Origin of the sequence: Sphingomonas sp. PvP055, assembly GCF_040546365.1 — a bacterium.
GTDB lineage: Bacteria > Pseudomonadota > Alphaproteobacteria > Sphingomonadales > Sphingomonadaceae > Sphingomonas > Sphingomonas echinoides_A.
In genome coordinates this window covers 412,424-425,973 of record NZ_JBEPNS010000001.1, presented here as the reverse complement: position 1 = coordinate 425,973, position 13,550 = coordinate 412,424, and the positions used below count along the sequence as shown (strand labels likewise).

General features: G+C 67.3%; 13 protein-coding genes. 10 read left to right on the top strand and 3 right to left on the bottom strand.

Going from position 1 to position 13,550, the window contains the following annotated elements; translation table 11 throughout:
• Window positions 1–11 precede the first annotated feature (11 nt).
• From tldD to ABIC16_RS02090, 6 genes are all read left to right on the top strand, one after another.
• Window positions 12–1,442, top strand: coding sequence for a metalloprotease TldD (gene tldD / locus ABIC16_RS02115; RefSeq protein WP_277971430.1), 1,431 nt, complete (start codon window positions 12–14; stop codon window positions 1,440–1,442).
• Between the two features lie 67 nt (window positions 1,443–1,509).
• Complete coding sequence (locus tag ABIC16_RS02110) at window positions 1,510–2,451, top strand: DUF5996 family protein (RefSeq protein WP_354289866.1); 942 nt, start codon at window positions 1,510–1,512, stop codon at window positions 2,449–2,451.
• 58 nt (window positions 2,452–2,509) lie between these two features.
• Entirely contained in the window at window positions 2,510–3,661 is a 1,152-nt protein-coding gene (locus ABIC16_RS02105; protein ID WP_354289865.1) for a M42 family metallopeptidase, read from the top strand.
• A 4-nt stretch (window positions 3,662–3,665) separates the two neighbouring features.
• Window positions 3,666–3,869, top strand: a complete 204-nt coding sequence (locus ABIC16_RS02100) for a putative signal transducing protein (protein WP_354289864.1) — start codon at window positions 3,666–3,668, stop codon at window positions 3,867–3,869.
• A 403-nt stretch (window positions 3,870–4,272) separates the two neighbouring features.
• Window positions 4,273–4,611, top strand: coding sequence for a P-II family nitrogen regulator (locus ABIC16_RS02095; RefSeq protein ID WP_277970564.1), 339 nt, complete (start codon window positions 4,273–4,275; stop codon window positions 4,609–4,611).
• 11 nt (window positions 4,612–4,622) lie between these two features.
• Window positions 4,623–6,059, top strand: coding sequence for an ammonium transporter (locus ABIC16_RS02090; RefSeq protein ID WP_354289863.1), 1,437 nt, complete (start codon window positions 4,623–4,625; stop codon window positions 6,057–6,059).
• Window positions 6,060–6,201: 142 nt separating this feature from the next.
• Here ABIC16_RS02090 and ABIC16_RS02085 read toward each other — a convergent pair whose 3' ends face one another.
• A complete protein-coding gene (locus ABIC16_RS02085) occupies window positions 6,202–7,851 on the bottom strand; it encodes a Y-family DNA polymerase (protein ID WP_354289862.1) in 1,650 nt (549 codons plus the stop codon).
• Between the two features lie 204 nt (window positions 7,852–8,055).
• Here ABIC16_RS02085 and ABIC16_RS02080 point away from each other — a divergent pair, with 204 nt between their 5' ends.
• Window positions 8,056–8,676 (top strand): outer membrane protein, encoded by a 621-nt coding sequence (locus tag ABIC16_RS02080; RefSeq protein WP_277970567.1) that lies wholly within the window; start codon window positions 8,056–8,058, stop codon window positions 8,674–8,676.
• A 63-nt stretch (window positions 8,677–8,739) separates the two neighbouring features.
• Here ABIC16_RS02080 and manD read toward each other — a convergent pair whose 3' ends face one another.
• Together manD and ABIC16_RS02070 are read right to left on the bottom strand one after the other, a co-directional pair.
• The gene (manD, locus tag ABIC16_RS02075) at window positions 8,740–9,948 is read right to left on the bottom strand and encodes a D-mannonate dehydratase ManD (RefSeq protein WP_354289861.1); all 1,209 of its coding nucleotides are present in this window, start codon (window positions 9,946–9,948) and stop codon (window positions 8,740–8,742) included.
• An 86-nt stretch (window positions 9,949–10,034) separates the two neighbouring features.
• Window positions 10,035–10,520: a GFA family protein gene (locus ABIC16_RS02070; RefSeq protein WP_354289860.1), complete on the bottom strand. Its 486-nt coding sequence runs from the start codon at window positions 10,518–10,520 to the stop codon at window positions 10,035–10,037.
• Window positions 10,521–10,614: 94 nt separating this feature from the next.
• Between ABIC16_RS02070 and ABIC16_RS02065 the strand changes: the two genes are divergently transcribed.
• The 3 genes from ABIC16_RS02065 (at window position 10,615) to ABIC16_RS02055 (ending at window position 13,524) form a co-directional block, all read left to right on the top strand.
• Window positions 10,615–11,052 (top strand): DUF2946 family protein, encoded by a 438-nt coding sequence (locus ABIC16_RS02065; RefSeq protein WP_354289859.1) that lies wholly within the window; start codon window positions 10,615–10,617, stop codon window positions 11,050–11,052.
• A gap of 164 nt (window positions 11,053–11,216) precedes the next feature.
• A complete protein-coding gene (locus tag ABIC16_RS02060) occupies window positions 11,217–12,575 on the top strand; it encodes a PepSY-associated TM helix domain-containing protein (protein WP_354289858.1) in 1,359 nt (452 codons plus the stop codon).
• Between the two features lie 154 nt (window positions 12,576–12,729).
• Window positions 12,730–13,524: a helix-turn-helix transcriptional regulator gene (locus ABIC16_RS02055; RefSeq protein ID WP_277970571.1), complete on the top strand. Its 795-nt coding sequence runs from the start codon at window positions 12,730–12,732 to the stop codon at window positions 13,522–13,524.
• Window positions 13,525–13,550 lie beyond the last annotated feature (26 nt).

Here is a 13,550-nt window from a genome sequence, read left to right as displayed (position 1 = left end):
ATATTCGGGGTATGACGAGTCCCGCAGACCCCCGCGCTTTCCTCTATCATGACGGACAGCTGTCCCCCGACGAGGCCCAAGCCCTCACCGCAGCCGCGCTCGGCAAGGCCGATGACGGCGAGCTTTACCTGCAATATCGCAAGTCCGAGGCGTTCGGCTTCGACGATGGCCGGCTGAAGACCGCGAGCTACGACACGCATTCGGGGTTTGGCTTGCGCGCGGTGTCGGGCGAGATGACCGCGTTCGCGCACGCCAACGAACTGAGCGCCGCGGCGATCAAGCGCGCGTCCGAGACGATGGCGCTGATCGATCCGTCCGCCAGCCCCAGGGCAGCACCACCGCGCGCCACCAACCGGCATCTTTACACCGACGCCGATCCGCTCGACCTGATCCCCTTCGCCGACAAGGTGAACCTGTGCCAGACGATCGACGCCGCCGCGCGTGCGCGCGATCCGCGCGTGGCGCAGGTATCGGTCTCGCTGATGGGTAATTGGAACGTGGTCGAGATCGTCCGCGCCGACGGCTTCATGGCGACCGACATCCGCCCGCTGGTGCGGCTCAACGTGTCGATCGTGGTCGAACAGAATGGCCGTCGCGAGACCGGCAGCTTCGGGATCGGCGGGCGCTATCTCTACACCGACCTGATGGAGCCCGCGACGTGGAACCGCGCGATCGACGAGGCGCTGGCGCAAGCCGTCGTCAATCTCGACTCAGTCGCCGCCCCCGCGGGTGAGATGACCGTGCTGCTCGGGCCGGGCTGGCCGGGGATTTTGCTGCACGAGGCGATCGGCCACGGGCTCGAGGGCGATTTCAACCGCAAGGGTACCAGCGCCTTCTCAGGCCGGATCGGCGAGCGCGTTGCGGCCCCTGGCGTGACGGTGGTCGACGACGGGTCGATCGCGGATCGCCGCGGGTCGCTGTCGATCGACGACGAGGGCACGCCGACACAGGAGAACGTGCTGATTGAGGACGGAATTCTCAAGGGTTACATCCAGGACCGGCTCAACGCGCGGTTGATGGGGGTTGCGCCGACGGGCAACGGGCGTCGCGAGAGCTTCGCGCATGCCCCGATGCCCCGGATGACCAACACCTTCATGCGCGGCGGGAACGACGATCCGGCCGAGCTGCTCAGCCGAGTCAAGTCGGGCATCTTCGCCAAGGCGTTCGGCGGCGGGCAGGTCGACATCGTGTCGGGAAAGTTCGTCTTCTCGTGCACCGAGGCGTATCGCATTGAAAACGGCCGCATCGGTGCGCCGATCAAGGGTGCGACGCTGATCGGCGACGGGCCGTCGTGCCTGACCAAGGTCGAGGGGATCGGCAACGATTTCGCGCTCGACGAAGGGATCGGGATGTGCGGCAAGGGCGGGCAGAGCGTACCGGCCGGCGTCGGGCAGCCGACGTTGCTGGTCGGTGGTCTGACGGTCGGCGGGACGGCGATGTAACAGGAAACGGGCGGTTTTTCCGTCACCCTGGCGCTGGCCGGGGTGACGCCGGGGTAGGATGATGACGATGCCGACAGTGTCCCCCTGGCCCGACCTCGACTGGCCCAACTGGCGCGAGACCGCGATCGGGCTCCAGCTGCGGACGCAGATCATCGGCAAGGTCCGGCTCGCGCTGACGCCGTGGCTCAACCATAGCTGGCATGTGCCGTTTTATGTGTCCGCGCGGGGACTTACGACCTCAGCGATCGCTGTCGGCGAGCGGATTCTCGAGATCGAGTTTGACCTGCTCCACGACCGTCTGGTGTTCATGACCAGCGACGGGCGCAGCCGCGGGATCGAGCTGCGCGCCGGCAGCATCGCCGATTTCCACAAGACGGTGATCGCCTGTTTGACCGAGCTGGATATCCCGGCCGCGTTCGACGGCACCCCGAGCGAGATGGCGGACGTGCCCCGTTTCGCGCAGGATACCGCAGAACGTCCCTATAATGGCGACGCTTCGCGCGCGTTCTGGCGCACATTGATCCAGGTTTCGCGCGTTTTCGGGCAGTTCCGCACGGGGTTCCTCGGCAAGGCGAGCCCCGTGCACTTTTTCTGGGGCAGCTTCGATCTTGCGGTCACGCGCTTCTCGGGTCGCGACGCGCCGACTCACCCCGGCGGCTTCCCCGGCCTCCCCGATTCGGTGACGCGCGATGCGTATAGCCATGAGGAGGCGAGCGTCGGATTCTGGCCGGGGAGCGACTCCTATCCGAACGCCTCTTTCTACGCCTACGCCTATCCGGCACCGGAGCGGTATGCCGAGGCAGAGGTCAGCCCGGCGGCAGCGGAATGGAACGCAGGGCTAGGCGAGTTCCTGCTGCCGTATGACGCAGTCCGCACCGCGGCCGATCCGGATGCGGCGCTGCTCGCCTTCTGCCAGTCGACCTATGATGCCGCCGCCGATCTTGCGGGCTGGGATCGGGCTGCGCTCGAATGCCCGACCGGGCGGCAGCGCATCCCCCGCACCGTCTGACCGCTTGCGTCGGAGTCAGCCGCCTGTAACCATGCGGCTCGATCAGGGGGTGCGTGCGATGAAGAAAGTCCTGTCCGTTCTCATGAGCATGGCGATCGTCGCCAGCCCGGCCGGGGCGCAATCGGGCGACCGTACCCAGCGGTTGCTCGGCGAACTCGCCGATGCGCCCGGCCCGCCCGGGTTCGAGGAAGCGGTGCGCGCGGTGATGGTGCGCGAGCTCAAGCCGCTGGCGGACAAGATCAGCTATGACGGGGTCGGCTCGGTGATCGCGCAGCACGGGTCGAGCGGGCCCAAGGTGATGCTCGATGCGCATATGGACGAGCTCGGCGGGGTGGTACGGCGCGTGACGCCGACGGGGTATCTGTCGATGCAGATGCTCGGCGGCTGGCTCGACCAGGCGCTGCCCGACCAGCGCTGGATCATCATCGGCAAGAAGGGCCCGGTCCATGCCGTCACCGGGATCCGCGACATCCATGTCGTGCCGGCGGACGAACGGACCAAGGTCTATCCGCGCGACACGCTCTTTCTCGACGTCGGCGCGAAGACCCCCGCGGAGGTGGCGGCGCTCGGGCTGTCGCCGGGGGATCCGGTCGTGCCGGATTCGCCGTTCACGGTGATGGGCAAGGGCGACCGCTATCTCGGCAAGGCGTGGGACGACCGGGTCGGGCTCGCGGTGCTCATCGAGGCGCTGCGGCGGTTGCGCATCTCCGGCCACCCGAACCAGTTGTTCGTCGTCGCGACGGTGCAAGAGGAAGTGGGCTTACGCGGCGCGCGGACCTCGGCGGACCTGATCAAGCCCGACGTGGGCATCGCGATCGAAGGCGGGATCACGGGCGACAGCCCGGGGCGCAACCCGGAGGAGACGCAGGCTGTACTCGGCGGTGGGCCCGGGATCTTCCTCTACGATTCGAGCACCCTGCCCAACCGCAAGTTCGTCCGGCTGGTCGACGAGACCGCGCAGGGCGCGCGCATTCCGCTCCAGCATGATCTGGTGCAGGGTTACGGCGACGACAGCGCGGCGATCCAGGCGACCAATGGCGGGGTGCCGACGGTCAACCTCGTCGTCCCCGCGCGCTATACGCATGCGCATAACGGCATCATCGATCGCGCGGATTTCGACCGGATGGTCGACCTCGTCGTCGCGCTGATCGGGAAGCTGGATGCGAAGACGGTCGCGGATCTGCGCGACTTCACGCCGGGGAAGGAATGACGGCATGAGCCTGGTCGAAGTCGGGCGCTTCGGGCGCAACGAGGCGTATATCGTGATCGGGCGGCTGGAGTCCGAAGGGATCATGGCGATTGCGTTGGATGGGAATGCCTCCATCGCGGATGGGAGCCAGTTCTTTATTCCCGTGCGGGTGATGGTGGACGACGAGGATGTCGACGTGGCGCGGGGGATATTGGGGGCGGCGGGCTGAGGGGGGTTCGTCGGTGCGTTGGGATGGGGTGCTCTGCGAGGCCTCCCCCACCCCCTACCCCTCCCCTGAAGGGGAGGGGCAAGAAAAAGAAGAAGAAGAAGAAGAAGATTAGCCCCTCCCCTTCAGGGGAGGGGTTGGGGTGGGGCCGTGCAACGCGCTCGGCATCGGAGAGTCTCGGCACCATCCCACGCGCACTTCTCCCGATTGCGATCGAAACGACCAGACAAAGAGATACCGCTACCGCAAACCTGCCTCATTTTCAGGCATGCGTTCGCACCTGCACATAAAATTTACGCAATCTTAAACCTGTCGCCGCGCCGCGACCGCGGAATCGCGTTCCGGGACGTTTGGCACGCTGATTGCAGAACAGAACCCCAGGACCAATGAACAGGGGGGTTCGCGCGTGAAGCTCGTCATAGGCATTATCAAGCCATTCAAGCTCGACGACGTGCGCGAGGCGCTGACTGAGATCGGCGTCGCGGGCATGACGGTCACCGAAGTGAAGGGTTTCGGCCGCCAGAAAGGCCAGACCGAAATCTACCGCGGGGCCGAATACAGCACCAACATGGTCCCCAAGATCAAGATCGAGGTCGTCTGCGGCAGCGATATCGCGTCGCGCGTGGTCGAAGCGATCCAGGCATCCGCCAACACCGGCGCGATCGGTGACGGCAAGATTTTCGTGCTCGATGTCGGTCAAGCGGTTCGGATCCGCACCGGCGAAACCGACGAGACCGCGCTGTGAGGGGGGTAGAGATGAAGCCAGGAATCAAGACGGGTTTGGCGGTTCTGGCGGGGGCGACCGCCTTCGCGGCGCTGCCCGCCTGGGCACAGGCTGCGGCCGGCCCGATCAAAGCCCCCGATGCCGCCCAGATGGCGACGATGGTCAACAAGGGCGATACCAGCTGGATGCTGATCTCGGCAGCGCTCGTGCTGATGATGTCGGTACCCGGCCTCGCGCTATTCTACGGCGGCCTCGTCCGCACCAAGAACATGCTGTCGGTGCTGATGCAGGCGATGATGATCGTCTGCGTCGCGGCGTTGCTGTGGGTGACCTACGGTTATTCGATGGCGTTCACTTCGGGCGGCGAGAACCACTTCTTCGGGGGCCTGTCCAAGGCGTTCCTCAAGGGCGTTGACGGCACCACGCTTGCCGCGACCTTCTCGAACAACGTCTACATTCCCGAACTCGCCTATGTCTGCTTCCAGATGACCTTCGCGTGCATCACGCCCGCGCTGATCGTTGGCGCGTTCGCCGAGCGGGTGAAGTTCACCCCGCTGATCATCTTCGTCGTGGCGTGGCTGACCCTGGTCTATTTCCCGATCGCCCACATGGTGTGGTACTGGGCTGGCCCGGATTTCCTCCCCGATGCGCCGACCGATGGTGGCTGGCTGTTCAACCTCGGCGCGCTCGACTTTGCGGGCGGAACCGTGGTCCACATCAACGCTGGCATCGCCGGCCTGGTCGGCTGCCTCGTGATCGGTCCGCGGCTTGGCTTCGGCCGCGAGCCGATGCCGCCGCACTCGCTGACGATGACGATGATCGGCGCAAGCCTGCTGTGGGTCGGCTGGTTCGGCTTCAACGCAGGGTCCAACCTCGAGGCGAACGGCGTCACCGCGGTCGCGTTCATCAACACCTTCGTCGCCACCGCCGCCGCTGCGGTCTCCTGGGCCGTGATCGACCAGATCGTCCACAAGAAGCCGTCGCTGCTCGGCGCGGTGACGGGGGCGGTCGCCGGGTTGGTCGCAATCACGCCGGCATCGGGCTACGCCGCGCCGATGACGTCGATCGTGCTCGGGCTGATCGTGTCGCCGATCTGCTTCATCTTCGTCACCTATGTGAAGGCGTGGCTGAAGTATGACGACTCGCTCGACGTGTTCGGGGTCCATTGCGTCGGCGGGATCGTCGGGGCGCTGGCCACCGCGATCGTCGCGGCGCCGTCGCTCGGCGGCCAGGGCTATTTCGATTACACCAAGTTCCCCGCGGTCGCGGTTGCGGCGGCCGACTACAGCATGTCGGCGCAGCTGGTGAAGCAGATCACCGCGGTCGGCATCACTTTGGTGTGGTCGGGCGGCGTCTCCGCCGTGCTGTTCCTCGCGCTCAAGTACACGATCGGCCTGCGCCCGACCGAAGAGGTCGAGCACAACGGGCTCGACATCACCGAGCATGGCGAGCGCGCCTACAATTATTGACGAGTTCGGCCGCCGGGTCGGTGACCCGGTGGCTCCACGATGTTCCTCCTGCGGACGACCTAAGGCCGGTGCGGCAACGCACCGGCCCTTTTTTATGCAGGCGACCGCAGTGCCAGGAACCGCGACCGTTGCGCGGTGCCGCTCAGGCGAACAGGCCGTGGAGGTACCAATGCCCGTCGCGCGCTTCGCCCTCTGCCGCAGCGTGGCGGAAAATCCAGAAGCGCCGCCCGCGCCGGTCCTGGACGCGGAAATACTCGCGCACCGAAGGAGCCGCTTCCTGCGGAGGGCCTTCGGTTTCGATCCGTTCGGGTCCGTCGAAGTGGATTACGTCGTGCAGCTTCCGCTGCCAGCGAAAGCGCTGCGGCGGGCCCTCCCCGCCCGGCGCGGTCACGTCGATCCGTTGCGGCGGATCGCACAAATGGATCGGGCGCAGCGCAGCGTCGTGGAGATCGCTCGCCAGAGCCGCGGGCGGAAGGTCCGTCGGTTCGGGGATGCCGAGGAGGCCTTGCTGCGGTTCCGCACGATCGTGCGCTCCGGACCGGACCGTCCTCCGGCGCGCGACGGGACTTGGATCGGCGGGCGGCGCGGTGCTGCGATCGGCGATTGCCCCGCCGTCCAGATCCAGTTCGGTCGGCGCGAGCGGCTCGATCCGCGGAACCGACAAGCGGACCAGATCGACCCCGGCGCCGGGGTCGTGCGGATCGACCAAGGGATCGGCGCGCGCACCGATCCGCTCGCGGAACAGCCGGAGCAGCGTCGGCGGGTCGCGGGCCGGCAGATTGAGCGCGACCGAAAGATCGCACACGCGCCCATCGCTGCGGAACAGGCGCACGGCAAAGCGACGTCCACCTTCGTGGCAGGCGGTCAGCGCCGTGGATGCTTCAGTCACGAGCTGCTCGATCATCGCCAGGATCTCGCGCGGTCGCCCGATCGGTGCGTTGAGGCGGCGTTCGAAGACGAGTGCGGGTAACCGACGGCGGGGGCGAAGCGGCGTGTCGTCCTCCCCCAACAGCCGTTCGAGGCTTTCGCCGACGTCGGAACCGAACCGTGCCGTGATCGCCGCCGGGCGCTGCCCCGCCAGATCGCCGATCGTCTTTACCCCCGCGTCGCGCAGCGCGGCGAGCGTCTCGTCATCGGTGCGCAGCGCCGCGATGTCGAGCCGGCGTAACGCGGCGGCCTCGCTGGCGGCGGGCATCGTCTGGAACCGGGCGAGCGCCTGCGCAGCGTCCGGACCGTGCGCGACCGCGTGGCGCAGATGCGCGCTCCATGGCGCGAGGCGCGATTCGAGATCCGCGATCAGCGCGTCCTCGCCCCCGAACGGAACCGCACAGTCGGTAATGTCGAGCGTCACGCCGTCCGCCTCGTCGAGCGCGACCATCGGGGTGTAGCGTTCGCACAAATCCGCGATCCGCTCGATCCAGTCCTGATCGGCGGACGATGCGCTGTCATGGACCGCGAGATCGGCGTGGATCGACCGCGCTTTCGCGAGCGTCATTCCGGGCGCTACGCCGATCGCCTGTGCGCGGGGATCGACCGCGGTGATCCGAGTCTCGCCGCGATGGTTCTCGACGAAAACGCACGGTGCGTCCGAAGAAAGGTCCGCGCCTGGCGCGCGCGCTAACCGGTCGCTCGACAGGAACGGGAACCACACGGCGAGATACCGCGACGGACGTTTTGTGGGTTGGGGCGATGGCGCTGCGCGCCCAGTCGGCACGACCGCAGCGCCGCGACGATGCGGCGCCGGAGCAAGCTTTTCAGCGGCGCTGCGGCGCATGGCAAGGGGCGCGGTCACGCTTGTTCATCGTCTGTTCTCTATGGTGTGGATTGGGTCCGCGAGTCAACACGATCGTCGGCGGATCGAGCGGTGCCCCCCGGCAGTGTCACAGCCGCCCGTTGACCTTGTGTTGCTGCAATGCAACAGGGCGCGGGAAACGCTTCATCCGAAAGGATCACTTAGACCTTTCATGTGTTTGGGCGTCGTCAATGGAGAACACACATGCGTAAAATTTTGATGGTTGCAGCAGCAGTCGCCGCGTTTTCGGCAACGGCCGTGTCGGCTCAGGAAGTCACCACGACGTCCGCCAGCGAAGGCAACAACACCTCGTTCCGCGGGTTCCGCCTCGAAGGCAACCTCGGTGGTGATCGTTTCCAGTCGCAGGGCCGCCACGAAGACAAGTTCGGCTACGGTGCCACGATCGGCTTCGACGGCGTGATCGCTGACCGTATCGTCGTCGGTCCGGAAGCGACCTACTGGCGCGCGAACAACTGGACCGAGAATTGCGGCGCAGCGACCGGTGGGTCGGTTTGCCACAAGTCGTTCGAGGAATTCGGCGTTGGCGTCCGCGCCGGCTACCTGCTGACCCCGCGCGCGATGGTCTTCGCCAAGGGCGGTTACGTCACCAACGAGCAGCGCAAGGCGTATAACTCGGCAACCCCGGGTGCGTCGTATTACGACCACTTCAACACCACCGGCTACCAGGTCGGCGGCGGTGCCGAATACACGGTCACCGAGGGTCGTCTGCCGGTCTACGTCAACGCGCAGTATGTGTTCTCGCAGTATAACGACCACACCTCGCGTCACCGCATCATGGGCGGCGTCGGCGTTCGCTTCAAGTAAGCGTAACTCAACCCGTTCGAGAAGGGCGCTCCCAGCGATGGGCGCGCCCTTTTTCGTGGGAAATCACCAGTTCCACATGCTGCCATCACGCAGCCGCGCGATCGGCAACTGGCGCGGCGTGTAGGGGTATGTCGCGGCCAGCGCTTCATCGATGTCAACGCCGTGCCCGGGCGCATCGCCCGGATGGAGCATTCCGTCTGCGAAGCTGTAGTGATGCGGGAAGACCGCGTCGGTTTCCGCGCTGTGCGGCATATATTCCTGGATCCCGAAATTGGGGACCCAGCTCTGGAAATGGAGCGCCGCGCCCATCGTCACGGGCGAAAGATCGGTCGCGCCGTGGCACCCGGTGCGGACCTGCCAGACCGCCGCGAAATCCGCGATGCGGCGCAGATGCGTGATCCCGCCGGCCCCGACGATCGTCGCGCGGATGTAGTCGATCAGCTGGTTCTGGATCAGGTCCTTGCAATCCCACAGCGTGTTGAACACCTCGCCCACCGCGAGCGGGGTGGTGCTGTGCTGGCGGATCAGCTGGAACGACTCCTGGTTCTCGGCCGGCGTCGGGTCCTCGAGCCAGAACAGATCATACGGTTCGAGCGACTTGGCGAGTTTCGCGGCCTCCTGCGGGGTCAACCGGTGGTGCGCATCGTGGAGCAACAGCGGCGCCTCGCCGAAGCTGGTGCGCAGCGCGTCGAACAGGCGGGGCGTGTGCCGCAGATATTCGGGGGTCGACCAGATCGTCTCGCTCGCGAGCGCGGCGTCGGCGGGTTCGTAGACGTGTTTGTCCTTCGACACGCCATACGGTTTGTCGAGCCCCGGCACCCCGCTCTGCGCGCGGATCGCATGATAGCCGAGGTCGATGTAGCGCGCGACCGCATCGGTCGTCTCGGCGATGTCGCGGCCATTGGCGTGGCCGTAGACCGTCACGCCGTCGCGACTCTTGCCGCCGAGCAGATCGTAGAGCGGCGCGCCCATCGCCTTGCCCTTGATGTCCCACAGCGCGACGTCCACCGCGGCGATCGCGCGCATCGTGACCGGACCGCGCCGCCAATAGGCGCCCCGGTACAGCAATTGCCAGATATCCTCGATCCGCCGCGCATCCCGCCCGATGAGCAGGGGACAGACATGGTCCTCGAGATAGCTGGCGACCGCCTTCTCGCGCCCGTTGAGCGTGGCGTCGCCGATCCCGTAGACGCCCTCGTCGGTAACGATCTTGAGCGTGACGAAATTGCGCCCCGGGCTCGTCACGATGACACGGGCTTCGCGAATGCGCATCTGGGCTTGTCCTCTCGACCGGCGGTTACGCTAGCCCGCCAGAGCGGGCGCGTCCAATCGCGAGGCCGAGGGTCAGGCCGGGTGCGTCACTTGCTCGGGGCCGTGGGTCGGATGTTGCTGTGCGCGAACGCTTCCACGATCGGCGCCGGGTCTTCGAATTCAGCGTCATAGCGAAACGGCGTTGCCAGACGCGCCCAGGAATGGGCCGACCGCGTGAAGATCTCCGCGATCGGGCGGACCCAGTCCATGTCGTCGAGCGAACTCGGGCGAACGATCACGGTGTCGGGCGAGCCGGTCGTCGTCGTATGCGTCCAGGTCGCGCACGCTGGGCACAGATACCGCGTCGAGGTCGCCCCGGACTCCGCCTGTTTGTCGAGCACGCGCGGCGCGACGTCGGACAGCAGCGCAAACCCGGCCGCGGGGACGGCCATGCCGAGCGAGAACGCCGAGGCGCTCATTTGCTGGCAGTCGGTGCAATGGCACGCCATCGTGAAGAGCGGCGCCTGGTCGACGCGGTAGCGGATCTGGCCGCAGAAGCAGCCGCCATCGAGCGGGAGGGGGAAATCGGTCATGCGCCGGACAACGTGCAACCGTACGATCGGTCGCACCGCGGCGCACATAGTTTGTCGAATCGACAGTGCCCCGGCCTGAAGCTACTGCTTGCCGGTGATCGCCTTTGCAGCCCTTCTGCGCAGCCATGCCGCGACCGCCTGGACGGTGATCGTCTGCGCGGTCCTGCTGCGCGCGATCGTCCCGGCGGGGTTCATGCCGATGGTAAGCGCGAACGGCGTGGCGATCGTGGCGTGTCCGGGAATGGCGTCTGCCCAGCACGGCAACGATGCGTCGGTGGATCCGATGCCCGGGATGGTGCACCACGCAAGCCCCGATCATCCCCAAGACAAACAGCCGGCGCCCGCAAAGTCCGACGGGCCGTGCGCCTTCACCGGCTTGACCGCACCAAGCATCGGCGGCGCGGATAGCGTGCTGCTGGCGATCGCGCTGGCAATCGTGTCCGCCGCCGCGTTGCTCCAACGGCCTGCTCGCGGGATCACGCCGCGAGGCTTTTTGCGCCCACCCTTGCGGGGTCCGCCCGCCCCCCGGTGACGGTGTCGCCAGCGCGGCACCCTGATGGACCGATCGCGTGCCCGACGGCGCGCGCCTTTGCGAACGGCCATGGCCGGGATCGAACGGGAAATTTTCATGACCAACCGCCTCTGCCCGCGCGGTGCCGCGCTCGCGCAGCCGCCCGCCAGCCGCCCGGCCCGACCGTGAGCGTCCAGACCGCCGGAACCCGCTGGTACAACAGCGTGTGGCGCTGGCATTTCTATGCCGGGCTGATGTGCATCCCGTTCGTGCTGTGGCTCGCGCTGACGGGGGCGGCCTATCTGTGGCGTCCGCAAGTCGAGGCGTGGCTCGACCAGCGGTTCGATCACCTCGCGACCGCTGCGCCCGCGCAGTCGCCCGATGCGCAGGCCACGGCGGCGGAGCGCGCGGTGCCGGGATCGACGCTCCGCAGCTACGGACTGCCCGCGGCGCCGGGGCAGGCGGTGCGGATCATCGTCGAGCGCGACGGCGTGGCCAGCCGGGTCTATCTCGATCCGGCGAGCCTGCGCGTGCTCCATGTCGTGCCCGAGGCGGCGCGCCCGTTCGCGGTGCTGTCGCGGTTGCACGGCGAACTGCTCGCCGGAGCGATCGGGAGCTATCTCGTCGAGATCGCGGCGTGCTGGGCGGTGACGATGCTGCTGACCGGGGTGTATCTGTGGTGGCCGCGCGGGCGACGCGGGCTTGGCGGCGTGCTGTATCCCCGCCTCGGGCGAGGCAAGCGCGTGTTCTGGCGCGATCTGCACGCCACCGCCGGGATCTGGGTCTCGGTCTTCGCGCTCGGGCTGATCCTGACCGGGCTGCCATGGACGAAGGGCTGGGGCAGCTATCTGGTCGAGATCCGCACGCTGACGGGAACCAATGCGGGGCCGGTCGACTGGACGATCGGTGGCAAGGCTCCGGTCGCGGCGGACGCCCCCGATTCGCACGCCGGGCACGCTGGAATGACGATGGGAATGGCGCCGGCACGCTTGCCCACCGCGATCGCTGCGGGTGACCTGACGCGCGTCGTGGCGACGGCGCGCCCGCTCGGGATCGCGGCGCCGGTGATGATCGCGCCGCCCAAGACGCCCGGAGCGCCGTGGTCGGTGCGGTCCGATGCGGCGGACCGTCCGCTCCGGTCGGAAGCGGAGATCGACGGGGCGACCGGCCGCCTGATCGGCCGCAGCGGGTTCGCCGAGCGGCACTGGATCGACCGGCTGATCGGCTATGGCATTGCGGTCCACGAGGGCGCGCTGTTCGGGCTCGCCAACCAGATCGCGGGGACGATCGTCGCGCTGCTGCTCGCGCTGCTGGCGGGATCGGGCGCGGTGCTGTGGTGGCGCCGGCGTCCGGTCGGGCTGCTCGGCGCGCCGCTTCCGCTGACGCGACCACGGTTCGGGCCGGTGCTGGTCGCCGCGATCGTGGTGCTGGGGGTCTATATGCCGATGTTCGGGGCGACCTTGCTGCTGGTGCTGGCGGTGGAACGGCTGGTGCTGCGAAACCTGCGCGGGCCGCGGCGGTGGTTGGGGTTGGCGCGGGGGTGAGGATTGGGGGAACGAGCGCCGTTCGAGCACGATCGGACCGCGACTGGCCCTGTGCCGGCGCATCTGGATGGGATCGCAGCCTGGGGTACCAGAGGAGTACCAGACAGACAGCGTTGGTCCTTGTCGAGAAGACGCTACGGTGCGCGCCATGAGCATGGCTGTGATAGACGACAATATGCGGGCGGCGATCCTGCGCCTGACGATCGCCGAGCGGGAATGCCTCAAGCGCTGTCTGGACCACCAGACCGCCAAGCAAATGGCGCTCGATCTCGGCATTTCTCCACACGCCGTGGAAAAGCGGTTGAAAATGGCCCGCGCCAAGCTGGGTCTGTCCTCATCGCTCGAAGCGGCCAAGCTGGTCGAGGCGGTGGAGCGGTCCGGTCGGCTGGGACCCGACGCGTCGGACCTTCCGCAGGGCGACTTCGGGCGCGATCAGGACGGCGCTACTGCCGCCCCGCGCAACGAGACCGCGCGGATTACCCTGCGGCACCGTATCTATCTGGTCTCCGGAGCAATCCTCATGAGCATTTTTGCCGCAGCCGCCATCCTGATCTGGGTTCAATCTTCCGGCGCGATCGCGGGGCAGGCCGGCGCGCCCGCAACCGTTCCGGCGGCATCGTCGGTCGCACCCAGCTCCGTGCCGACCGCCGGGACTGAGGCTGCGTTGCGGCGCCTGGTCGCCGGGCTGGCAAGCGGCTCGCCCGACTATGACAAGCTCTCTCCGCGGTTCGCCGAGGTCGTCCGCGGGGATTTGCCGATGACGCATCCGATGTTCGAGAAACTGGGCGCGCTCAAGTCGGTCACGTACCGTGGGCACAGCATGATGGGCGACGATGCCTACAATCTGGTATTCGCCAATGGCGAGGTCTTCATGTCGGTCGCGCTCGACCCTGAAGGCCGGATGGCGGGTGGCATTCTGCGACCGGGGGGTGCGGTTCCCTATCGCTAAGAGCGGGGTATGTTGCTGCATCCAGC